Annotated in this window: 20 protein-coding genes and 1 pseudogene; 12 read left to right on the plus strand and 9 right to left on the minus strand. The window is 41.6% G+C overall.

Features of this window, described 5'->3' with window-relative positions; all coding sequences use genetic code 11:
- Positions 1-17: 17 nt before the first annotated feature.
- A complete protein-coding gene (locus AWH66_RS20955) occupies positions 18-887 on the minus strand; it encodes a patatin-like phospholipase family protein (protein ID WP_063603627.1) in 870 nt (289 codons plus the stop codon).
- Between the two features lie 234 nt (positions 888-1,121).
- Here AWH66_RS20955 and AWH66_RS20960 point away from each other — a divergent pair, with 234 nt between their 5' ends.
- Positions 1,122-2,390 carry an O-acetylhomoserine aminocarboxypropyltransferase/cysteine synthase family protein gene (locus AWH66_RS20960; RefSeq protein WP_063603626.1) on the plus strand — a complete coding sequence of 423 codons (1,269 nt, stop codon included), beginning with the start codon at positions 1,122-1,124 and terminating at the stop codon, positions 2,388-2,390.
- A 46-nt stretch (positions 2,391-2,436) separates the two neighbouring features.
- Here AWH66_RS20960 and AWH66_RS20965 read toward each other — a convergent pair whose 3' ends face one another.
- The 3 genes from AWH66_RS20965 to AWH66_RS20975 form a co-directional block, all read right to left on the minus strand.
- Complete coding sequence (locus tag AWH66_RS20965) at positions 2,437-3,453, minus strand: OmpA family protein (RefSeq protein WP_063603625.1); 1,017 nt, start codon at positions 3,451-3,453, stop codon at positions 2,437-2,439.
- 176 nt (positions 3,454-3,629) lie between these two features.
- Positions 3,630-4,448: a LysR family transcriptional regulator gene (locus AWH66_RS20970; RefSeq protein WP_063603624.1), complete on the minus strand. Its 819-nt coding sequence runs from the start codon at positions 4,446-4,448 to the stop codon at positions 3,630-3,632.
- Between the two features lie 66 nt (positions 4,449-4,514).
- Positions 4,515-4,907: a glycine zipper family protein gene (locus tag AWH66_RS20975; RefSeq protein WP_063603623.1), complete on the minus strand. Its 393-nt coding sequence runs from the start codon at positions 4,905-4,907 to the stop codon at positions 4,515-4,517.
- A 494-nt stretch (positions 4,908-5,401) separates the two neighbouring features.
- On the opposite strand from AWH66_RS20975, the gene AWH66_RS20980 reads away from it, so the two are divergent.
- The 6 genes from AWH66_RS20980 to AWH66_RS21005 all read left to right on the plus strand — a co-directional run bounded on the left by AWH66_RS20980 (position 5,402) and on the right by AWH66_RS21005 (position 11,919).
- Entirely contained in the window at positions 5,402-6,388 is a 987-nt protein-coding gene (locus AWH66_RS20980) for a cytochrome-c peroxidase (protein WP_063603622.1), read from the plus strand.
- A 108-nt stretch (positions 6,389-6,496) separates the two neighbouring features.
- Complete coding sequence (locus AWH66_RS20985; protein WP_063603621.1) at positions 6,497-7,393, plus strand: DUF6279 family lipoprotein; 897 nt, start codon at positions 6,497-6,499, stop codon at positions 7,391-7,393.
- 36 nt (positions 7,394-7,429) lie between these two features.
- Positions 7,430-7,672 carry a hypothetical protein gene (locus AWH66_RS20990; protein WP_083400091.1) on the plus strand — a complete coding sequence of 81 codons (243 nt, stop codon included), beginning with the start codon at positions 7,430-7,432 and terminating at the stop codon, positions 7,670-7,672.
- Positions 7,673-7,812: 140 nt separating this feature from the next.
- The gene (locus AWH66_RS20995; RefSeq protein WP_063603620.1) at positions 7,813-9,345 is read left to right on the plus strand and encodes a bifunctional ADP-dependent NAD(P)H-hydrate dehydratase/NAD(P)H-hydrate epimerase; all 1,533 of its coding nucleotides are present in this window, start codon (positions 7,813-7,815) and stop codon (positions 9,343-9,345) included.
- A gap of 526 nt (positions 9,346-9,871) precedes the next feature.
- A complete protein-coding gene (locus AWH66_RS21000; protein WP_063603619.1) occupies positions 9,872-10,918 on the plus strand; it encodes a GMP reductase in 1,047 nt (348 codons plus the stop codon).
- Between the two features lie 209 nt (positions 10,919-11,127).
- On the plus strand, positions 11,128-11,919 hold the full coding sequence (locus tag AWH66_RS21005; RefSeq protein WP_063603618.1) for an EAL domain-containing protein: 792 nt from the start codon (positions 11,128-11,130) through the stop codon (positions 11,917-11,919).
- Positions 11,920-11,958: 39 nt separating this feature from the next.
- Here AWH66_RS21005 and AWH66_RS21010 read toward each other — a convergent pair whose 3' ends face one another.
- Positions 11,959-13,572 (minus strand): hypothetical protein, encoded by a 1,614-nt coding sequence (locus AWH66_RS21010; RefSeq protein WP_063603617.1) that lies wholly within the window; start codon positions 13,570-13,572, stop codon positions 11,959-11,961.
- 430 nt (positions 13,573-14,002) lie between these two features.
- Between AWH66_RS21010 and AWH66_RS21015 the strand changes: the two genes are divergently transcribed.
- Positions 14,003-14,695, plus strand: coding sequence for a response regulator transcription factor (locus tag AWH66_RS21015; RefSeq protein ID WP_063603616.1), 693 nt, complete (start codon positions 14,003-14,005; stop codon positions 14,693-14,695).
- Between the two features lie 2 nt (positions 14,696-14,697).
- Positions 14,698-16,041 (plus strand): sensor histidine kinase, encoded by a 1,344-nt coding sequence (locus AWH66_RS21020; protein ID WP_063603615.1) that lies wholly within the window; start codon positions 14,698-14,700, stop codon positions 16,039-16,041.
- Positions 16,042-16,105: 64 nt separating this feature from the next.
- Here AWH66_RS21020 and nfsA read toward each other — a convergent pair whose 3' ends face one another.
- The 3 genes and pseudogenes from nfsA to AWH66_RS25510 all read right to left on the minus strand — a co-directional run.
- Entirely contained in the window at positions 16,106-16,828 is a 723-nt protein-coding gene (nfsA, locus tag AWH66_RS21025; protein WP_063603614.1) for an oxygen-insensitive NADPH nitroreductase, read from the minus strand.
- 271 nt (positions 16,829-17,099) lie between these two features.
- Positions 17,100-18,749, minus strand: a complete 1,650-nt coding sequence (locus AWH66_RS21030; RefSeq protein ID WP_063603613.1) for a thiamine pyrophosphate-binding protein — start codon at positions 18,747-18,749, stop codon at positions 17,100-17,102.
- Positions 18,750-19,195: 446 nt separating this feature from the next.
- Positions 19,196-19,677 (minus strand): annotated as a pseudogene (locus AWH66_RS25510) (transposase); the annotation flags it as partial.
- Between the two features lie 88 nt (positions 19,678-19,765).
- Here AWH66_RS25510 and AWH66_RS21040 point away from each other — a divergent pair.
- From AWH66_RS21040 to lpdD, 3 genes are all read left to right on the plus strand, one after another.
- Complete coding sequence (locus AWH66_RS21040) at positions 19,766-21,181, plus strand: non-oxidative hydroxyarylic acid decarboxylases subunit C (protein WP_063603611.1); 1,416 nt, start codon at positions 19,766-19,768, stop codon at positions 21,179-21,181.
- 1 nt (position 21,182) lies between these two features.
- Positions 21,183-21,401, plus strand: a complete 219-nt coding sequence (locus tag AWH66_RS21045; protein ID WP_063603610.1) for a non-oxidative hydroxyarylic acid decarboxylases subunit D — start codon at positions 21,183-21,185, stop codon at positions 21,399-21,401.
- 74 nt (positions 21,402-21,475) lie between these two features.
- Positions 21,476-21,826, plus strand: a complete 351-nt coding sequence (gene lpdD, locus AWH66_RS21050) for a prenylated flavin chaperone LpdD (RefSeq protein WP_143081553.1) — start codon at positions 21,476-21,478, stop codon at positions 21,824-21,826.
- A 67-nt stretch (positions 21,827-21,893) separates the two neighbouring features.
- On the opposite strand, the gene AWH66_RS21055 is transcribed toward lpdD, so the two are convergent.
- A complete protein-coding gene (locus AWH66_RS21055) occupies positions 21,894-23,435 on the minus strand; it encodes a hypothetical protein (protein WP_063603608.1) in 1,542 nt (513 codons plus the stop codon).
- Positions 23,436-23,502: the final 67 nt, after the last annotated feature.

Genomic DNA, 23,502 nt, shown 5'->3' on the forward strand with positions numbered 1-23,502 from the left:
TCCTATAACACCTGGTGTTAGCAGAAAGGGCACTCTTCTTGTTGATAGACATGTTCACCCTTAAGGTGGTGAACATGCTTCCTTCCTTCGTCTAGTCCCATATCGTAACCTACATCCAGCAACTCTTTTTTCATTGTTAAACGTTTTACTGGGAAATGCTCTGGTGGAGAGATGACACGAATGATGCAGTCCAACGGTGGGTTCCGGATAAAATCCAAAGATTCATTGTAGTTTTGAGCGCGTTTAGTGAGTGCTCGACCTACATTTGGATGTTTGACAAACATCTTTTTCATTAGCCAACCTGCTTTAGGTTTAGGCATTTCATAGCTTAAAGGATGAGACAGGATAACCGTGATGTCTCTAGCTCCACGGCGATATGCCTCACGTACGGGAATTGAATCTGCCACGCCACCATCGGTATAACATCCGCCACCAAAGCAAGGTGTTTCTTTATAGGCGAGAGGTAATGAGGCGGTTGCCTCTAATGCTTTAGCGATATTGTGACGAGTGACTTCATAGTAATCCGGTAGACCTGTTGAAACATTTGTAGCTGCGGCGATAAAAGGTACTGAATTGAACACTGTGTCTTTATCGAGTGGAAACTGTTTATTGGATTCTTCATATAGCCATTTAACATCCACGAGATGTCCACCAGATACAAACCTGCGAGGGTTATAAAACTGACTGCTGGTCGCGAGTTCCTTAATAACTTTATAGCTTCGACCTGGAGCATTCCCCAAATATCCCAGTAGGTTTGATGCTCCGGCAGAAACGCCGATAACGAAGTGGTATGGGCTGTGCGACTGCTCTAAAAACGCGTCCAACACACCTGCTGCAAATATGCCTCGCATTGCGCCACCTTCGACGATCAGTGCTTTGTCGGTCATATGGTTTTCTCTTCTTTTTGATTATGTCGCAACAATACTAGGGTTGTTGAAGCACGTATAACTGGCTCTACTTATTTCATTAATTGGTAAAACCGATAAAACATAAGGCTAAAAAGCAAAATCTCATGTTGGTTTTTTGGTCTGATTCAAAGAATTCTCGATTTAGTAGTGAAATACTGAAAGGCTGACGCTTAAAACCGTCCAGAAAGACAGGACTTTGTAAAAGGAAGGACAATGAAAGACGAAACACTATCGATTCATCACGGATATGAAACGGACCCTACGACAAAATCAGTCGCGACGCCCATTTACCAAACGGTAGCGTACGAATTTGATAGCGCACAGCACGGAGCGGATCTATTCAATTTGGAAGTACCAGGTAATATTTATACTCGCATTATGAACCCAACGAATGATGTACTCGAACAGCGCATGGCAGCTTTAGAAGGCGGAATTGCTGGGTTGGTGGTTAGTGCAGGTAGTGCCGCGATTAATTATGCCATTCTGACTCTAGCTGAGGCCGGAGATAACATTGTCTCGACGCCGCAACTTTATGGCGGAACGTACACATTATTTGCCCATATGTTGCCCAAGCAAGGGATTCAAGTTAAGTTTGCTAAAGACGATAAGCCAGAATCGATCGCCGAGTTAATTGACGAAAATACCAAGGCTGTTTATTGCGAATCGATTGGTAACCCGGCAGGAAATATCGTCGACTTAGAAGGTATCTCTACGTTGGCGCATCAACAAGGTGTTCCTGTCATTGTCGACAATACTGTTGCGACTCCGATACTTTGTAAACCCATCGAGTATGGTGCGGACATAGTAGTGCATTCTTTGACAAAGTATGTTGGTGGACATGGAACATCGCTCGGCGGTGTGATTATCGATTCTGGGAAGTTTCCATGGGAGCAACATAAAGAGCGATTCCCTGTCTTCAATCAACCAGAACCGTCTTATCACGGTGTGGTCTATACCGAAGCGTTTGGTCCAGCAGCGTTTATAGGTCGAGCTAGAACCGTGCCTTTGCGCAATACAGGGTCAGCGCTCTCTCCAATGAATGCATTTATGTTGTTACAAGGTCTAGAAACTCTCCCTTTGCGTATGGAGCGTCATACTGAAAATGCCCTGAAAGTAGCGCAATATTTACAGCAACACGAGAAAGTGAGTTGGGTGTCTTATGCAGGTTTAGAAGATTCGGCGCACTATGAACTGGCGTGCAAATATATGGATGGCAAACCATCCGCAATTCTGTCTTTTGGCTTGAAAGATGGTTATGAAGCTGGTGTACGTTTTTATGACGCGTTACAGATATTTAAGAGATTGGTGAACATTGGCGATGCGAAATCATTAGCGTGTCATCCTGCTTCTACAACTCATAGACAAATGAGTGAGTCTGAACAGTTAGAAGCGGGAGTACGTCCTGAGATGATTAGGCTTTCAGTTGGCATTGAACATATTGATGACATACTGGCCGACTTGGAACAAGCACTTAAAGCATAAAAAAAGAAACCGAGCTAAGCTCGGTTTCTTTTGCTCTTAAGAACTACTATTGAGTTTTTTCTACCATTTCTTCTGTGGTGTATTCGAACTCAGGAACAGTAATTTCAACACGACGATTTTGCGCACGACCTTCTTTCGTTGAGTTGTCGGCAATTGGGTTCGCTTCGCCCATGCCACTAACCGTCATTCTAGAGCGGTCTATGCCTTGAGATTCTAAGTAAGCGGCGATGGATTCAGCGCGCTCTTCAGAAATTCGTTGATTGACCTCTTCAGGACCAGATGAATCAGTATAACCTGTGATGGTTACTGTTGAATCTGGATGATCTTGCATTAGAGCGATAAGTGGATCGTAGTCAGACTTAGTATTTTCGTTCAACTGCGTGCTATTAAACTCGAAGTTTTCTTGACCAGAAACTTGTTCAAATGTTTTGGTCATAACCACCGCTTCTACAACAGGTGGTTCTTCGGCTGGGGCCTCCTGAGTTGCACTAGCTGCTGCAGCGGTTGCAGCAGCCCCAGATGCATTACCAAATGAGTATGAAATGCCGAGCCAGAATGTATCGACATCAGTGTTGAACCAGTCGTCTTTAGCGTCGTTGATTCGCTGATATTCGAGTCGACCTGACCAAGCTGTTGCAAAGTCATACTCTAAACCGATTCCTCCCATCAGAGCTGTTGACTTACGGTCATCATACATTGTATATGCGGCGCCAACTTTACCGAATATTGCCCATTCATCGTTAAATGGGTACGAGAACTTAGGTGCAAGTGTAATAGCACTCAAATTGGCATCTCTTCTATACTCTGCTCCATCAACAAATGATGTTTCATAACTGCCGAGCCAATCGTAAGCAAACTCGAGTGCAATGTAGTCATTCCAATCGTAACCAGTATAAACGCCTGCACTGAAGCCACTGTCTGTACAAGGTGCTGCTGAGACATTACACGCATCGGATAGTTGAGAACCACCCAATCGACCACCCAAATAAAAACCATCATCGGCGATAACGGGCAATGCCATCATCGCTCCTATAATTGATGCTGCTACCACTGTTTTTCTCATAATGACGTCCTTTATATCGTTAACTGTACGATGTATTACATCACTGCTAAAAATAGGTGAAGTACCCTTTTTTATCAAAGGAATAAAACGGGTTTCATATCAAAAGGACAGCCTATTGCTCATTTATAAGAAATAACGGACGCAGATTTCCTATATATGTGAACTAGGTCTATGTCTCAGTTGGGTGTGTTGCTGTAAGAAAGAGGGGTATAACGTCTCAGAATTGGTTCGACGATTTCTATGAGCCATTTTACCTTATCTTCATTTTTACGTGACGCCTTCGTTAAGATAGCCATGTCCAAGTGTAAGGGGGCTTTTTCTGGTGTTTCGGACGTGATATATCGCAATGTGTAACATTGTTCCATTAACTGTGTCATCAAAGCATGATTATCGACGAAAATGGTTGCTTGCGCACCACTATCAAGCAGCTTGTACCAATCAATATGTTCATTGAGATCGGCAACCATATACTTAACGTATTCGCCATCCGTGTTTCCATATAACACGCCAGTACCAGTATGAATATATTTCTGATATATAGATTGGGGCTTGTCTGTCAAAGCATGGACTGCAAGATCAACTTCTTCCGTCAGAAGCAACGACTCTGAGCCTTTATTCCACTGCCTGATTTCAATTGGCGCTGATGTATGCGCGCGAATGGCATCGATAATTTCTTTGCCACAAGCGATCAAGTAAGGTTCGATGATGTGTAAAGTGATTTTATCGACAGATTTGGGATTGAAGGTATCCGGCTTTAAAGCATCGGTAATATCTGCGAGGGCAATTCTTAGTTTGGGCTCAATGTTTTGAGCATAGCTAGTCGGAGATAAACCTTCCGCACTACGTACAAAAAGCGGATCAGCTAAGTCGATCCTTAATTGAGCTAGCGTCTTAGATACATAGGACTGAGAACGACCTAACGCCTTGGCTGTTTTTAACGTAGATTGCGTTTGCATCAGGGTTAAGAATACGCGTAGCGCATTGAGATCGTTCATCGGCAAGTCGATACCATTTAGCTAGTTTAAGGCAACTATAATTGTTGGGTAGGAACTTAGCAATTATTAGTTAAGTACCACGTAACCACGGTTAGTCATACAATTTTTAACTACTGTCTGCTTGTCTTGGTTATATTGTTCTGCGTTTTCACGATTAGCGCGGTTACGGCCAAGAACGCCAGCTGCCATTCCCACTGCAGCACCTTTTTTCGCACCTTCAGTCCCCGATCCACCAGCGATTGCTACGCCAGCCGAACCTAAAGCTGCCCCTTTAGCTGCCCCGCTTATTGCTCCACCTGATGATTTTTGCTTCTGTACTTGTCCAGACATCTCTTCGCACTGGTGTAGATCGTAGATGTAATCTTTTTCGTCCACACCTTGCATATCAACGATAATGTTTGCGTAGCTAGGCAAGGCAAATGTAGAGGCTAACAGTAAAGAAAATAAAGGTTTTTTCATAGGGGGTACTCCGGTTGATTTGGGAGCATGTTAACGAAATCGGTATGTCAATTTGGAATATCGGTTATTACGTATAGCGTTGGGTGAAACGCATATGGTGGATTTTTGGGAATTCACTAGAGAAATGCGATGAAAAAATAAATAGCTCTAGTGTATCGTTTCTTTTCTAATGCTAAATTTACTGGTTGATTTAAATCAATAAAGTGTGTAAACAAAATGTAGAATTACTGTAATGACTAATTTCTCATTATATTTCAAAGTACCATGAATAAAGGCGAATAGCAGCTTATTAAACTTTACATTCCTTTTTTTCATAAGCTTAATCTAAATTTTGCATTGTAAAAGCGATTAATATTTACTTACTGTTTTATGGCGACAAACAAATAAGCCATAAGTTCGTTGTATTTAATAATAATTATAACCTAACTAGACGATATATTTCGTCGGTATTCGCTTGTATTTAATATTTACATATTTGCGCAAAGGAATAAGCAATGAGAAATGTAATAGTAACAGCAATAGCAGTAGGTATCGCATTTAACGTTAATGCGAAAAGGCAAGACCAAGAACCTATCAAAGTGATTGAATCCGTGGTTGGCTTGGACCAACAAAAAGTCGACTTGGGTAAAGCCCTTTGGTTTGAACCAAGATTATCTGCATCCAATACGATCTCGTGTAATTCTTGCCACAATGTGGCGAAAGGTGGCGTTGATAATCTTCCAAGCTCTATTGGTCATAAGTGGGCAATTGGACCAATCAATTCACCGACGGTTCTTAACTCAGATCTAAACTTCGTACAATTTTGGAATGGACGAGCGAAAGATCTTCAAGAGCAAGCAGCAGGGCCTATTGAAAATCCGATAGAAATGGCGTTTTCACATGAGCTTGCTATTGGGACCTTGCAGTCCATTCCTCAGTATCAACAGTGGTTTGAAAGTGCGTATGGTTCAAAGAACTTTACCATTAATGAAGTAACTGATGCCATTGCAACGTTTGAAAAAACGCTTCGCACCCCCAACGCGGCGTTTGATAAGTGGTTAAAGGGTGATGATTCTGCCTTAACTGCGGAACAAGTCGAAGGCTATGCGTTGTTTAAGCAAAAAGGCTGTACGGCTTGCCATAGTGGACCACTAGCGGGAGGCCAGATGTACCAAAAAATGGGCTTGGTAAAAGCATTTAAAACAGATAATCCAGATATCGGTAGAGCCGCCGTAACAGGAAAGGATTTCGATAAATATGTGTTTAAAGTGCCTACACTCCGCAACATCGAACTTACATACCCATACTTCCATGACGGCTCTGTATGGGATCTGCAAGAAGCAGTGGAAGTAATGGCCGATATTCAGTTAGGGCAAAGCTTAACTAAAGACGAATCGAAGAAAATCACCGCATTCTTAAGATCGCTCACAGGAGAGCAGCCTGAGGTTACTTTACCTCACCTTCCTCCTTCAACGCACTCAACCGCCAGACCACAAATTTAAACAAGTCAAAAAGCGCTCAAAGTTGGGCGCTTTAGTCATTTTCAATCTAATCTTATCTTAAACTTCGTATAAGTCCGCGTGAACATAAATTAGGGAAGAAGTATTTATATGAAAAAGGTTGGTTGGGTTAGAACTTTCGGTTTATTTGCCAGTTTGTTAATTGTAACTGGGTGTACAACAAAATTCTTATATAGCAATTTGGATTGGTTCATTGTTGACTATATTGATGACTACGTAACGCTTGAAGATGGACAGGAGGAAATATTAACCGAACGTATTCTAGTTCTTGGTGATTGGCATAAATCAAATGAACTACCTCGATACCTACAACAGTTGACGGATATCCGAAATAAAGACCCAAAAAAGGTGGATTCAGAGTATGTTTCTTTGCAGATGGAACAGGTGAGGCAGCATACAAAACGTTTAGTTGCTCAGGTTACCCCTGATTTGTATGCATTGACGCAACAGATGACAGATAAACAAGTGAAAGAGTTACTCGAAAATTTTGAACAGAAAGACGAGAAGTTCATTAAAAAGTATCAAGGCCTCAAAGACGAAGATATTCGACTTATTTACCAACAACGTATTGAAGAGAATTTGGAGCGTTGGTTTGGATCTCTGACAGATCAGCAAAAAACACTTGCGAGTCGTTGGGCAAATGAAATGGATGTTACGGTCTTTGATTGGCAAGCCCATCGTCAGCAGATGCAGCACTTTATGCGCCAGTTGCTTAATCGGCGCTCCGATCTAGGCTACTTTCAACCAGAGTTTCAGCGTTTGTTAAATGACAGTGAGAGTTTTTATAGCGAAGAACTAAAACTTAAAATCGCTAACAATCGACAAGTAGCAGAAAAATACATATCTCTTGCGCTCAACAGTGTGACAGAAAAACAACATCAACATCTAATACAAGAAATTGATGGTTGGCGAGACATCGCTTCAGACTTAATGACAAGTTCGCTATTAGACTATAGTTCTACAGAAAAGTACGTCTTTCCATCATAAACTAGTTACGAACCAGTTTAAGGAGTGAGTTGGGTTATGATAGAGCAAGGTGTTTTTTGGACAGAGAAACTTCTGTTACTTGCCGGGGTATTGTTCATTATCACGGGTGTCGTGCAATATGGTCGTCGTAGTCAAGATTGGAAGGGCGTCGTCACCATGTTCTATAAACGCGTTCCAATGAGCGTTAATGAGTACAAACGTTATAGATTAGGTGTAGCACTGATCATTTTCGCCATTGTCCTCAGGTTTGCGCTGCATATTTTCTGGCCTCAGTTTTAACTTGTAATCTCATTCACACCTTTGATGTGCCCCGTTTGCTAACATTTGGATAAATACCAATAAAAGCGGAATAGCTAACGCTTTATAGCCCCTTATTTGTTGCCTAATAAGCAGACACTAGGGTTAAAACGGGAGCACACATGATCTCTTCGAATCAAAAAATAACATCCTTGCCTGAGCCGCTTTTCACTTCGCAACAAGTTCGCGAAGGAGAGAAGGTCGTCGCTCAACAACTAGGTATAGAAATGTATACCTTAATGGAGCTGGCTGGCGCGTCAGTATTTGAGCTGATACAAACTTACTATACAGAGACTCGAAAACTACTAGTTTGCTGCGGTAAGGGTAACAACGGCGGTGATGGGTATATTGTCGCTAGACTAAGTCTTATTGCGGGCTACGACGTTACTGTTTGGCAAGTTGGCGACTCAAGCGCACTCAAAGGCGACGCATTGCGAGCTAGAGATGAATTTCTTGCCGCTGGTGGCGTTATTGATTCGCCGGAAAATGTGGTAGCGGATGACATTGACATTATTATTGATGCTTTGTTAGGGACAGGTATTTCGGGTGAAGTACGTCCTTTCTATTCTCACGTGTTTGACCGTTTAAATCAGTCTTCTAAACCAATCGTTTCGATAGATACTCCGTCCGGGCTTGATACTGATACCGGTGTTGTTTTGGGAAATGCGATCGAGGCGGATAGAACCGTAACTTTTATCGGCGTTAAACAAGGGTTAGTTACCGGTCGAGCTAGAGCATTTACAGGACAACTGCATTTTGCTGGATTAGGAGTGGATAAGGCGTTTACTCAACAAAATAAAGCGAACGCCACATTGACCAACAATCATTGGCTGAATCATCTTCCGCAAAGAGCAAAAGACTCTCACAAAGGTACGCATGGAAAGTTACTAGTGGTTGGTGCAAATAATGGAATGAGTGGGGCGGCCTATCTCGCCTCTGCGGCTTGTTTGAGAGCAGGTGGTGGGCTTTGCGCAGTATTAACCCACGAAGCGAGTGTCACACCAATAAGAACGTTGCTACCTGAGGCGATGATTGATGCGTGCACCACCCAATCATTGACTGACCGCGTTAATTGGAGCTCCGCAGTCGCAATAGGGGTGGGGTTAGGACGAACTGCTTGGTCCGCTAGAGTTTTTGACCAAACACTGAAGTTGGCAATGTCACTGGATCTTCCTGTCGTCATTGATGCTGATGGCTTATATCGCCTAAGCCAGTCACAAAGCGACCTTCCTGTCTTGAAGAACCATATCATGACACCTCACCCAGGTGAGGCCGCACAATTATTAAACTGTCGTATAGGTGATATAGAAAAAGATCGTTTTCAGGCAATTAGAGCATTACAAAAAGCTTACGGCGGAGTGGTGGTGCTAAAAGGTGCAGGGACACTGATTTATGACGGTCAGTCTATGATTGTTTGTCATGCGGGAAACCCAGGGATGGCCAATGGTGGAATGGGTGATTTATTGACTGGAACAATCCTAGGTCTATTAGGGCAGGGAAAAAACACCGTGCAGTCCGCAATTCTCGGCACTTTGATTCACAGCATTGCGGCTGACGAGGAGTCAAAGGAACATGGAGAAGTCGGCATGCTAGCTTCTGACTTACTCCCACAAATTCGTTTAGTTCGAAATCATGACAATTATGTTTCATCTTAAGCGTTTGAAGTATTTGTGATGGCGATAAGAACAATGACTTTTAGTTTGAACAGTTCGGAGGTTGTATAAAATAGCGGTTTTTTTCCGAATTAATCGGTAAAAATGAACTCATAGACAACAAGAACAACCACAAAAATTGGCCAACAATTGCACATATAGGTGTTGAAAGCTCGATATTTGAACAGTGCAAAAACGTTTGCGTCGAGTGCTAAACTAAGCTTGCTCATGTAAATAGTGTAGGTTTGTTCTTTTATATCAGAGGGTTGGGGAGGTTTTGTTTCGTTGGGAGTAGATTGATAATCAGCGGATTTGCAACTTGTCGGAATAGTAACACAAAAAAAATTAAAATATCAGTCTTGCGAGATTATTTTCGCGACCTATAATGCTGAAAACCGGAGCGTCTGCCAACGCTCCGGTTTTTTTGTGTCCGAAGAAAGGTAAACCGTCTGCCAACGGAGAGCCAACGCACTATGCTTAGTCATATGCCCACTGGAACATGTACTATATAAATCAAGGAATTTACACAATGCGTATCGAACAAGAACTTAAGTTAGGCTTTAAAGATGTACTGTTTCGCCCTAAGCGTTCAACACTGAAAAGTCGTTCTCAAGTAAATTTAACCCGCGATTTTACATTCAAGCACAGTGGTCGTCAATGGTCTGGTACACCAGTAATTGCAGCTAACATGGATTCTGTTGGTAGTTTTGAAATGGCTACTGCGCTAGCACAACACGGTGTAATGACTGCGATGCATAAGCACTACACAGTAGAGCAGTGGGCTGAGTTTGTTGCTGGTGCAACAAAAGAAACATTGAACAAAGTATTCGTATCAACGGGCACGTCTGAGCGTGATTTCGATAAGACAAAAGAAATCTTAGCATTAAGCGAAGATCTAGAATTCATTTGTATCGATATTGCAAACGGTTACTCAGAGCACCTGGTTGAGTTTGTGCAAAAAGTACGAGCTGAATTCCCAACAAAAACGATCTCAGCAGGTAATGTAGTGACTGGTGATATGTGTGAAGAGCTGATTCTAGCTGGCGCGGATATCGTTAAAGTAGGTATTGGCCCTGGTTCGGTATGTACTACACGTGTTAAGACAGGTGTTGGTTACCCACAGCTTTCTGCAATCATCGAGTGTGCTGACGCTGCACACGGTCTAGGTGGTATGATCATTGGTGATGGTGGCTGTGCGTGTGCGGGTGACGTTGCTAAAGCTTTCGGTGGCGGTGCAGACTTCGTAATGCTAGGTGGTATGTTAGCTGGCCATGAGCAATCTGGTGGCGAGGTCATCGAACAAGATGGTAAGCAATTTATGAAGTTCTACGGCATGTCTTCTCAGTCTGCTATGGACAAGCACTCAGGTGGTGTTGCTAACTACCGTGCAGCTGAAGGTAAGACGGTTCTTCTGCCTTACCGTGGCGATGTAAACAACACAATCCAAGACATTCTAGGTGGCGTTCGTTCAACTTGTACCTATGTTGGTGCTGCTAAGCTTAAAGAACTTACTAAGCGTACGACTTTTATTCGCGTACAAGAGCAAGAGAACAACGTATTTGGTAAAGAAGGTTAATTCGCTTTTAATCCAAGTTCTGATAAAAGAGTCGCCTAGGCGGCTCTTTTTTGATCTTAACTTTCTGCATTGTTTTTGCCTCAATTTACATATCAGGTTCAAACAAAGTGCTTTGCTTACATGGTGTTACGTATCTCACAACACGGGTTTGGTACTATTGCTGCGATACTTCGTGCTACAAACCGTAAAGGAGGTACTGTTTGCGTAATATGGACATTAGCAATATATACTCTAATCAATATGATGCAGTTCAAAAGCTGCTAAAGATACAACCAGATGGCCTTGCCACAGGTGTTTATCAAGGCGTTCAGTTTACTAGTGTGTTTCAACCAATTTTCAACAAGCAACTAGAGCTTGTCGCACTTGAGGGGTTGGCTCGAATAAAGCACATCTCAGGTCGGAAACTTGACCCCGCACGTTACTTCGCTGATTTAGAGCGACAAGTGGAGGTAAATGTCGTCTGTACTATTCTATGTTGCAAGTTACACCTGCATAACTTTTCTTGTTCTCGTTTTAGAAGACGAAAGTTATTCCTAAATGTCTCGCCATGTGTGTTCGAGTTGCTTGCAAATGAACCGCTTGCCGTTGAACGTTTCATGACACGAATAGGTGAATTTGGTGCGATACCATCACAAATAGTGTTTGAAATTACTGAGTTTAAAGAATCTGACATCAGCGCCATTGTCATGGGAAAGGGCAAGCTCTCGAAATTTGGTGTGCAGACAGCGCTTGACGACTACGGAACAGATTATTCCACTAAAGATCGTGCACTAGAAATCAAAGCTGACTATTTAAAACTTGATAGAAGCATCTTATTGTGTGACGAGAAAGTTTCAGAAGCGGTAACCATTGCGAATAAAATAGGGGCAACTACTGTAGCAGAGGGCATTGAAAATCAAGACACATTAGCGCGCTGTCAACTGCATGGAGTGTCATTGTTTCAAGGATTCGGCTTAGCAAAGCCCAATGCAATGAAAATATTGGAATGTAAATTGGATTGATAGGAAGCAAACAAATGGGCTTGCTTCCTAGAGCAGGAATTATTGCGCGAGGGAGTATATACGATCTTTAAACTGAATAGCCTCGAAATTCGCTAGGGTGTCTGTTCCTGTGTTTGAACATTGCACCGCAACTGTGTATTTCTGCTCTATGATAATGCAGTTAGCAAAATTCTCATCAATAATATAGACGTCATTGCCACCCTTACCATCAACCACATTGTCTTTATTATTACCTTCAATATGATTGTTCTGGTCATTGGCATTGAGGTCAATCGTTGCATCACCTATGATTTTTGCGTTAACTAGCCAGCGAGACTTAAACGTATACGGTTCAAGAGGTGGATGAGTACTTTTCGACATATTGAACGTCGGAGTTAAGCCCCCTTGCGGAAATCGGTGGTTGTAATACGTCTTAACACCGTTGGAATCGATATTTGCGGTGTATTGCAAGTAGTCGTGGAACATGTTTTCTATCCAAAAGGCTGACTCGATATCAACAGAACGCATTTGAGAGCGAGTTACTGCTTGATAGTTATCCAGACCTTCGCTCTTGTGCTCCCACATCCCCATGTAAGCTTCGAACGCAGCCGCAAAGTATTCATGAGAATAACTTGGTCCGATTTCCGGATCTATGTCGTCATTTTTCCAATCTTGCCAACTACTATTGGTTGGTTGCCATGGAGAGTAGTTGCCATTCTTGTGATCGGTATAGAGTGAAAGTGCTCGTTGTTGAATCTGTTGTTGAAACGCATAAAACGATGGATTAGGAGCGATGCCTTGTGCTTGAAACAAGTGGAGTATTTCTTCAAACCCTGCGTCTCTGTCGGCATGTTTACCTAAGTCCTCGCAATAGCTCGCGAAGTTACTCATATAGTGACAGTCACCTTCAAGGGTTAATTCCCTGAACATTAACGATTGGCTGTTGACGAGCCATTTAGGGCTATTGGGACTTTGCTGTACACCGGTTAAGATTGAAGTAATAACATTATCGAAGAGATCCTCGTCAGATGACGCTAGCTGTATTAGAGAACTCAAAAAGCTAGATTCTGATGCAGTATCAAGGACACTTGGCGCTGAAGGAACTTTTGATACCCAATCATCTATTTTGTTTTGACGAAACGCTTCACCGACAAATAACTTAGTGAGCATCATTTGGTTTTGTTCATCGTTTTCCGTCATTATCAACGTCGCTTCGCGTTGAGCCATTAGTTCAGCGATTGACGATTTGTCTTCGCCATACTGTGAGTTACGAACGTTGGACATTAGATGTTGAAGAATTTTAGTTGCTCGTTCGACTTTGTAGTTGAATATTGCTCTACGTTTCTTCATTTCTACAGCATTTGGATATTTTGATTCATCAAAATACGCAATGAAATGTATAGCACCATTATTGATATTTGACGATCTCGATTGCGTCGTCGCTGTGCCTGATGGTATTACTGAAACGTAGAGGTTAAAACCGGCATTGCTTGCTATCTTAAACTCAGCTGGAAGTGTCTTACTAACTTCACTAATTGATATGTTGCTCACGGTCTTCGAGGCAGGAGTTGTTGGAGGACGTGAAGTTGGATTACTTGAATTGCTGTCTGACTTACAGCCTGAAGCAATAGCCAGAGTCATCGCGCTCAAGCTTAGTAACTTAATCAAATGCATTTTGTTTCCTAATGATTTCTAACGATCAGCATTATTTGAAATACGTTAATGCTCATAAATGAAGTAGGGCGGTTTTAAAACGTGAACCTTCCCCCTGAATTGTGTGCGATAGTAATAATTGAAGAGCGGAAATCTAGGTGTACAAATGGAGTTACAGTGTTCAATTAAGGTGTTTGTAAGTATGAGTACAATAATTATTTAGTCACATTTAGTCATTAAATGTAATTTCTCGGCTCTATGAGTAATTTGATAACCCTAAAGTATTAAATTATATAGAATGGCATGTCATATAATTGAGTAAGGTAAGCTAATGTAAGCATTACCGTTGTAAAGTCCGTGATACTAAACTTTTTTATGTTTTTTTATATTGGCATTGAGAAATGCGCAACTTTCAATATACTCCGGCGCGTTTACGTTTTAAGGGGGAGTTATGGATTGCAATATTTTGCTTATCGAAGATGACATGCATATCGGAAATTTGACCAAAATGTTCTTGGAGGCAGAAGGCTATACAGTCAACTGGATTGAAGACGGATCAATGGCTCTGAATAAAATCGATTCTCTTAAACCGGATCTGGTGATATTAGATTTAATGCTACCGGGAAAGTCAGGGGTGGATATTTGTCGAGAAGCGCGTGCATTTTATTCTGGAATGATTATGGTTGTTACGGCTGCAGAAGATGAAATGAGTGAGGTATCGTTATTCAAACTAGGGGCTGACGACTATATAACTAAACCAGTGCGAGGTCATATTCTTGTTGCTCGTATCGAAGCATTAATGCGCCGTTATAAACCTGTCCAAGAAGCTGAAAAGTCACTATATATATCAGATGCGTATGGAATTGTCGTCAATAGTGAGAACCAGACTGCATACTATGAACAGAAACCTTTAAACCTCACTAACTCTGAGTTTGAAATTCTTCAGTTACTTATTGAAAATAAGGGAAAAACAGTTTCTAGAGAGCATTGCTGTCGAGTTGTAAGAGGGATTGAGTACAGCTCCTACAACCGTTCTATCGATATGCGAATCTCAGGCTTAAGGAAAAAACTGATTCAAGCTGAAATATATGATGCAATTATTAAAACAGTCCGAAACCAAGGCTACAGACTGGTTAAGGCCTAACGATGAAAATTCTTTCTCAGCCGAAAAACATGTTTACGTGCTTGTATATAGAAAGTCTAGTAGGATTAGTATTAACCTTCTTCATCTTTATCAATGTCACGAACGTTTTATTAAGACACGAGGATATTGGCTCTTTTATCGACAATGGTAACTCTTACGTTCAAGATTATATCGATAGTCAATATGAGAGGCACGGATTTTATCATAAGCTCAACACCACGTCCTCTTTGCTGTACTACGACTACAAATTAATGCTATCGGACAGTGCTATTTCTATTACAGAGGTCTGTTCAGATTGTGAACTATTCAAACGAAGAGATGGCATTGATGTTTATATAAAAAATAACCAGTTATTCGTAGCCGCTTTTCCAATACCACGTGCCAACAAGCAACTATTCTTTATAGAAACCGAAGACCCGTTTAGTGCTGACGCTCAATGGTATGAAGACAGCGATAACCAGTTCTTTTTTTCCTTATTCGTGACATTGAGCATCGCTTTAGCAGGATTAATTTACTTGCCGTTGCACAGAGTAAACAAGCGCATTAACAAACTATTAGCTGTGCAGACGAAATTTGGACAAGGTGACCTTAGTGTCCGCTCTGAGGAGTTCCACATTTCACCGATAAAAGAGCTCGCTCAAAGTTTTAACGATATGGCTGATGATATTGAACTAAGAGTGAAAGAGTCGCTGGTGTTTTCTCAGGCTATTCCTCATGAAATCCGAACGCCCCTAACTAGAATTCAAATGGCCAGTGATTTACTCAGGAGAGAGGATACAAAGGACAAACAAACGCTCTTTAACGACATAGACAGTTATATCGAAGACATTTCCCATTTAACCAGTGATATTCTTAAGTTATCGAGGCTCACTAACGGTCGCTGTGGTGAACTACCAATCGCTCGCGAGGCATTTTCCATTTCTGAATTAGTTGAAAAACGTATCGATGTTATTGCCGATTCTAAGCAAATTCAGTTTACCAAAGATTCAAACATCCAAGGTGATAGATATTTTGCTTCAAAGTGCTTGTCCAAACTGGTCATTGATAATTTACTTAAAAATGCACTTCGTTACGGCGGCGGGGTAGTCAATGTCACCTTGAGAGAGTACCAGTCATGTTGGACTTTGGACGTAGAAGATAATGGTCCTGGCATCCCTATTGAAAAGCGAGAGGAAGTATTTATCGCTTTCTCGCGTTTGGACTCCTCGCGAAATCATAACAATGGTGGATTCGGTCTAGGGTTAGCTATTGTCGCTCAGGCAAGCAGAAACTTGGGTTGGAGTGTATCTGTAGATGAAAGCCACATTGGTGGAGCCCGTTTTACAGTAGTGATCCCGAAAGAGTGATTTATTTTGTAACAAAGAACTCATGACTAGCAAGAGATAAGGTCATGAGTTCTTAACGTAGAAACTAGCGTTTGAACAAGCCTTTACGGTTTAGGTAACCGAGAATATGAGGTCGAGATTCACCTTCGAGTTTACTAGTAACTTGTGAAGACCAGGTACTGCTCTTTTGGTTTGTTGATCGATGTGCGTAATAGGAAAGCATCACATCGTCGTATTGCGCAACCGCCTTCTTATCTAGTTGATGATATTCATTTTCATGCACAATGACGTCAAGAGGCAAGCGTGGTTTTACCTCTGGTATTTGGTCTGGGTATCCTAAACACATCCCAAAAAGAACCGCAGAGTGTGGGGGCAAACCTAACAGCTCATCAACTTCAGCCGCTTTATTCCTCAGGCCTCCGATATAGACGCCGCCTAACTCTAGTGACTCGGCCGCCACTAAACAGTTCTGTGCCATTATTCCGGCATCAATAGCACCGATTAGACCTAACTCTGTGTAGTCAACTTTCACGTTTGGGTTCAACTCTTGGTGTCGCTGATAGTCTATACAGAAAACGAGAAATTCAGCGGCTTGGGCCACATAGGGTTGATTGCCAGAAAGTTCCACCAGTTTGTTGCGCTTATCTTTCTCTGTGACCCTGATAATAGAGACGACTTGCAATAGGCTAGATGATGATGCGGCAATTCCAGCTTTAAGAATAGTGTCTAGAATATCCTTATCGATAGGTTGCTGCTTAAATTTTCGAATAGAACGGTGGCTGAGTATTGTTTCTAGAGTAGAGTTCACGTTCCTTTTGTCCCTATGGCTAAGATAACTTACTGAACCTTAGTTTCTTTTCATAGGAGATTGCAAGTTTGAATTGCATAGAGGATCGTAGAGCAAAGAAAAAAGCCTCGCATTAAGCGAGGCTTTAGAATGTGGCGGAGAGATAGGGATTTGAAAGCTACACCCATCGCCAAAATTGAAAATTAGTCGTTATATATCAATAGACTATACTGACATTACAGCTTGATTAAAGGTATTTCAACTACTAAATTCTAACAGTTATACGTATGATTTAGGTCATTGTCAGGCTATCTATTTTTTCTATTTGCACATCTAGAACAACACACCCGCCTTTTAAACTAAAAGACTCCAATGCTTTTATCAGGTCGTTATATGTGGATATTGAAGCAGTACTTGCGCCATAACCTTCCGCTACCTTTAAATAATCTACCGCATTTGGAGATAAGTCTAGACACTCAATCGGTTTGAGGGCATCTTCAGGGAATTGAACATTTTTTAGTTTTTCTAAAACATCATAGTAGTTATTGTTTAAGCAAATTATCATTACATCCATATCGTATCTAACCATAGAATAAATCGCTTGTAAGCTATAATTGAACCCACCATCACCCACAAAACAAAGAACACGTTCATTTAAGCCTAAACACACCCCAGCGGCTAATGGCATTGCCCACCCTAGCCCTCCTCCAGCGGGGGCTGTATACATTCGACCTGGAACAGACCTATATATTGAACTCTTAATTATCCCTTCGTAAGATGATGCCTCTATAACTAAAGCAGTTTGCTCGGGTATGTACTTAGACACAATATTGCATAATCCTTGTATGTTTATTTTTGAGTCGAATAAATCCAGTTTCTTTAAGTACGCTTTTCTTTTTGCTTTCAGCTCTTGCTTAAATGCCTTATCTCTAGACTTCACCGAATCAACCAAGTTGTTAGCTTCTAACAGTGTCGTAACTTTAAGTATGCTAGACCTAATGTCTGCTGTGTAAAATTCATCTACAGAATAATTTTCTCTATCAGCTAGGTTATAAGGGTTTATTTGAATGAAATTAGTAGTTTCAGGCACTTGAGGCCCCTGCGTAAACAGGAAGAGGCTGATGTTCCTTCCAATTAGTAAAATATTGTCATACTCTGACAATATTTTATGAGCTTGCTTGGCGAAAGGGGGAAGGGCGCCTTTATAAAGGACATGGGCCGTATCGAAAACTTGGATGTTTGCCATAGGATTGCTAAAAACATCTGCTTCAAGTTTTTCAGCCAACATAACAATACTCTCAAATGCCTCAGCGGCTTCTTGATCTAAAATAACAGCATTCTTTTTACCTGATAGAGATTTGGCCAAATGCTCAGCATCAACACAGCTTATCTCACCCAGAGACTCTTGTTTAGTGGGCCTTAGTTTATGGTAGTTGTTTATTTCACGCTCAGTAATATCCATTGGTATAGACAAGAAGGCGACACCTTTAGGGTATTTCTGAGTAACATTGATACCTCTCTGCAATTTTAATTCAATATCTTCTGAAATTAGTATTTCTTCAGATGACTTCGAGGAGGTTTGTGCTAAAGATGTTAAAGGACCAGATAATGTGGGAGACAGAGAAAGGTGCCGAGAATCTTGTTGTCCTGCGGTGATTAGAACTGGTGCATTAGCCAGCATTGCATTATGCATATTACATAGTGAATTAGCTAAACCTGGGTAAGTGTGAATATTGACTATTGATGTTTGACCTGTAGATAGAGAATAGCCAGCAGCCATTCCAACAACGGTACCTTCTTGAAGCCCTAAAAGGTATTCAATACTTCCGTCATGAGAGAGGGCATTTAAAAGAGGAGTCTCTGTAGTTCCAGGGTTACCAAATATGCGGGTAACATTGTTTCTCTTTAGAGTGTCAATAATTATGTCTTTTCCAAATTTCATTTTAATCCCCTATCAAATTTTGGTGTAGTGTCCAATGTTGGCCAATGCTAGTCGAGAATGTGGAATTTTCACTCGGTACTGACTGGCCCTTCCAAAGCTATAGATAACGTTTATCGACTTAGAAGCTTTAGCTTTGGAGTGAGTATTATTGACTTACCAATCACGATAATCATGCTAGCCTCCTATTTTTCTCTTTCTATGGCACCTCCTTTTAAAGCATGACAAATAACGTCAGGTACGAGGTTTGAGGTTAGTAAACTTTTTTGAGATATCGGTTGTGCTATCCGTGTCAAATGTGCGAGTAGAAATAGACATGCCTAGTACAAAAAAAAAGATTCATGGGAACAGTGTCACGTTGGACTCCTGTCGTTATCTCATCTGATATTAAAAGTAGGACAGGATTGATACTTTTCCTAGGGTGTCCAGCCTAACTGGAGCAGAACACTAGCTCCATCTCTACCTTTACTGTTATCGAACGCTTCTTTTACCTTTCCATCTAAGACTTGGCGGCTTTGTTCCCGCAGGCAATCCTTATGGCGATGTTTAATCCAGTAATAAAACCCACTTCGCGATATGCCGAACACCTTAACCATCCGTGAAACGCGGAAGAACAGTAGGTGTTCAAGCATAAATTCATAGCAATTTACTTTAGATTCTTCGCAAAGTAGGTGGCGGCCTTTTTTACTATTTCTAGCTCTTCAGCTTGTTCCGCCAACTGCCTTTTGAGCTTTGCTACTTCTGCAGCTAATTCTTTCTCTCGTTCAGTAGTGCTGGAGTTTTTATTTGCAGATTTACGCCAGCCATAGATCTGAGACTCATGCAGAGATAGCTGTCTAGCGGCAGCAGCTACACCTACTGTTTCAGCAAGCTTGAGAGTTTCTGCTTTAAATTCAGGAGAATGGATAATACGTTTTTTCTTGTTTGTCATAGTTCACCTCATTAGTGATTTTACTCACTTAACTCAGTGTCCAAAACTTCTGGTGCGGATCAAAGCGTTGGAAGGCTGAGGAGTAATCATGCCATATAGTGACTTACGCCAATTTCTATCGGTACTTCAAGATAATAATCAGCTTTTAGAAATTAACCAAAAGGTAATGCCTGAACCTGATATTAGCGCGGCCGCAGCTGCAGCGAACAAGCTGACATCATCCCCAGCCCTGCTGTTCAATGATATTGCGGGTTATCACAATCGCGTGGTAATGAATGTACACGGTTCTTGGGAAAATCATGCATTGATGCTTGATATGGATAAAAATACTTCTCTGAAGGAACAGTTTCATGAGATGAATGACCGTTGGTTAAACTATCCAATTGAGCCTGTGCTCGTTGACCAAGCACCATGCAAAGAGAATATTGTTAACGAAAATATTAATCTGTTTGAACTTCTTTCGTTATTTAGAGTGAACAAAGGGGATGCTGGGTTCTATATTGCGAAAGCATCAATAGTGAGTCGAGATCCTGAGTTTCCCGACGACACCGATAAACAAAATGTTGGTATTTATCGCCTACAAGTCACAGGAAAGGATGAGCTTAGTATTCAGCCATCCGCATTTCACGATATTGGTATTCATTTTTCTAAGGCGGAGCGAAACAACGAGCCACTGGATATTGCTATCACCATTGGTAATGAACCGATTATTTCACTGATGGCTAGCACACCTTTGGGTTACGACCAATCAGAATATAAAATGGCAGGGGCTATTCAACAAAAGCCTTATGAAATAATCAAAGCAGAAACATCAAATTTAGATCTTCCCGCCGGTGCAGAGATTGTCTTGGAAGGCAAAATCTATCCTAATAAGCGAGTAGTAGAAGGTCCATTTGGTGAATTTCCTGGGTCTTATTCTGGAGCGAGAAGACAACCAACAGTGAAAGTTCATACCGTAACTCACCGCAATAGCCCAATTTTTGAGAATCTATATGTTGGTATGCCTTGGACTGAGGTTGATCATCTTATTGCGCTCAATACTAGTGTTCCTGTATATCAACAGCTAAAAGAAGAGTTTCCTGAAGTCCAAGCTGTCAATGCGATGTATACACACGGTATTGGCATGATTATTTCTGTGAAGAGTCGCTTTGGTGGTTTTGCAAAAGCCGTGGCAAACCGAGTGTTTTCGACCCCTCACGGTATGCCATTTACCAAAATTGTTATTGTGGTTGATGAGTTTGTTGACCCATTCGATCTTAATCAAGTTATGTGGGCGATGACCGTTCGTGTTGACCCCTTAAACGACGTACAGATATTAGATAACATGCCAGGTGTGGGGCTTGATCCAACCTCTAATCCAAGTGGTATGTCCTCAAAAATGATCATCGACGCTACAACACCTGTTGCACCAGCCAAGTTATTAGAGGATACCAATTTAGTTACCTTGCCAGACGGCTGTGATGAATGGTTAACCAAACTACAGCATATGATTAAGGACCAATAAAATGAACTGCCCAAGATGCAACAATAGCGATACCGAGAAATTGGTCGATGCACCTAAAGACAACATTTGGTCAATTACAAAGTGCAATCATTGCCTTTACACATGGCGTAATACTGAATCAGAAGAGTTGACTGACAATAGTGCTTACCCTGACATCTTTAAACTAAATGACGACATCATTGAAAATATGAAGGTAAGTCCACCACTAGCAAAGAGGTAATAGTTATATCCGTAGAGTCTACACTGGCAACCGTAGACCGTTTTCACTGTCACAGCCTTGGTATTATACGAGATATGGAACTTAGTTTATCATCAGTAAGAAATACAAAAATAACATTATCAGTATGTAAAGCCGGTGATGATTTAAGTATGACTCTCTACGGTGGAGAGCGAGGCCATATTGGTGCTGTAACAATAGGCTTTGAATATCAAGGAAAGGTACAGTTTAAAACCCTAGCTGTGCCAGAGCATAAAGAAGCGTTTTTGACAGAACAATTAATCCAATACATTGTTCCTAAATACGCTAAAACGTGTGTTATAAGTTGTGGTATACATTGGGATAACATCAGCAAAAAAGAAATCACTCAGGCCGTAAATAATTGTATTCAACTATTGCATGATTACCTAATTTCCAGAGAGGTGTAAGTGGTGACAACAGTGGTTCGGACTGCAGTCTCTACATTCGGTGTCTAATCGGGTTAGCTACATTACCTTAGTTATTATGGTTAGCTAAGTTACTGATGTGAAATAACTTATCCATTGAAGCTCCTACTTCAACATTAATGCTCGCTTCTTTAACTGCCTTGATTTCTCTGGCAATCCCTTGCGCCACAGAAGGGGGAAGCTCAATAACAGAGTTGATTGCTGATTCAAGGTATTCGGCCTGCTTGTTCAACATGTTTTTATCCTTCGCATTGAAGGCAAGAAGAACCTTCTTAAACACCTCAACAAGCCGTGGTACCAAAGCTTGTGTTAGCTCCTGCGTGAGTGCTGTAAGCCGACTCGTTTCTGCCGTTAGGTCTGACACTTCTATTTGAACAAAGTCCCGCTCAACCTGAAGCTGACTCAGCCTTGCTTGAGCCTGCGCAGTATCATCAATTAACTGAGCCAGAAGTTGCTTTATGTTTTCTTGCTCATTTAGCAAGCTGGCGTGCTTTTTTTTGGTCAGTTCTATCTTGTCCAACACAAGTTCTAACTGATGAGAATAGTAATTATAACTACGCTCTGCTTTTGGTAGTCGAGCTTCTCGGTTCATTTTCTTGCGTCGCTCAGACTGCCGCTCCGTCTCGGGTGAGAATGTTACGTTAAGCCCTTTGGCGTGGAATAGGTGCTCGTTTGCAAAATCCTTTACCATCATTTGGAAGAGCCGCCCAAAGTCTTGCGACTCCTCACGACTGAGTTTGCCGTCTTTAGGAAAGAAATCTTTCACTAAGAACATCTGATGAACGTATTCATTCACTACTTGAATTTGACGTTTGTGCAAGTCATAGTCGCCTGTCTCACTATTTCGTCCTGAAAGAAAGTAGTGGGGATGGCACCCCGTATTCTGACCACTATTACGTTCATCATTATGGCCAATGATTGCCTGTATTGAACACTGCGGAAAGTAATGAGTCAGGAACTTATGTGTAAATTCAATGTACTCCTCTAGGCTCAGGGTGTCGGAGCTAACACCCCAACGATGTGGAACCTTGAGAATGCCTTCTTGCAAATAAACGGCATTGGTTGGAGGGCGGCTTTGAACTTGGTTATGTGCATCCAGATATGTCTCTAGCATCTTTATCCGCTGGCTTTTACGTTGCATAGTCAGCTTCGCAAACTTGTCTAAACTGGAATACGGGACATGCCCTTCGGTATCGAGTACCGCTTGAAGTAACTCTGCTACCTCTACATTGCCTTTTCGTGTCTCACTAGCGATGGCTTTTTTGAGTTTGAGTCGATATTGACGATGCTGAGTTTGAAGTTTTTTCTGATTCTGGATACGCGGAGTAGGGGCAATTTGATATAGCAAATCTGTACGCGCTTCTTTCGCCCAAGTGTTTAGTGGTGACAATCTGTCATAACACCAGATAAGATTGTGAGCTGATAACTCGTCATTCCATTCCAGCTTTTTCGTTGGTTTAGACTTTGCTTTGGAATCAGATAAAGTGTCCCTTATTCTGAGTGAGTGTTTGAGCGACGCTTCGCATTTCAACCGACTAACAGACTGAGAGGTGTAATTTACTCGTCGATGAAAGTGATGGATATCCTTCATTCTGGCCTCCAGAGAGGCCAGGTATTTCGAGAGCCAAGATAGGCTTCTCTTGCCCGCAGCTCACGTT

This window comes from Vibrio barjaei, assembly GCF_001639065.2.
Taxonomy (GTDB): Bacteria; Pseudomonadota; Gammaproteobacteria; order Enterobacterales; family Vibrionaceae; genus Vibrio; species Vibrio barjaei.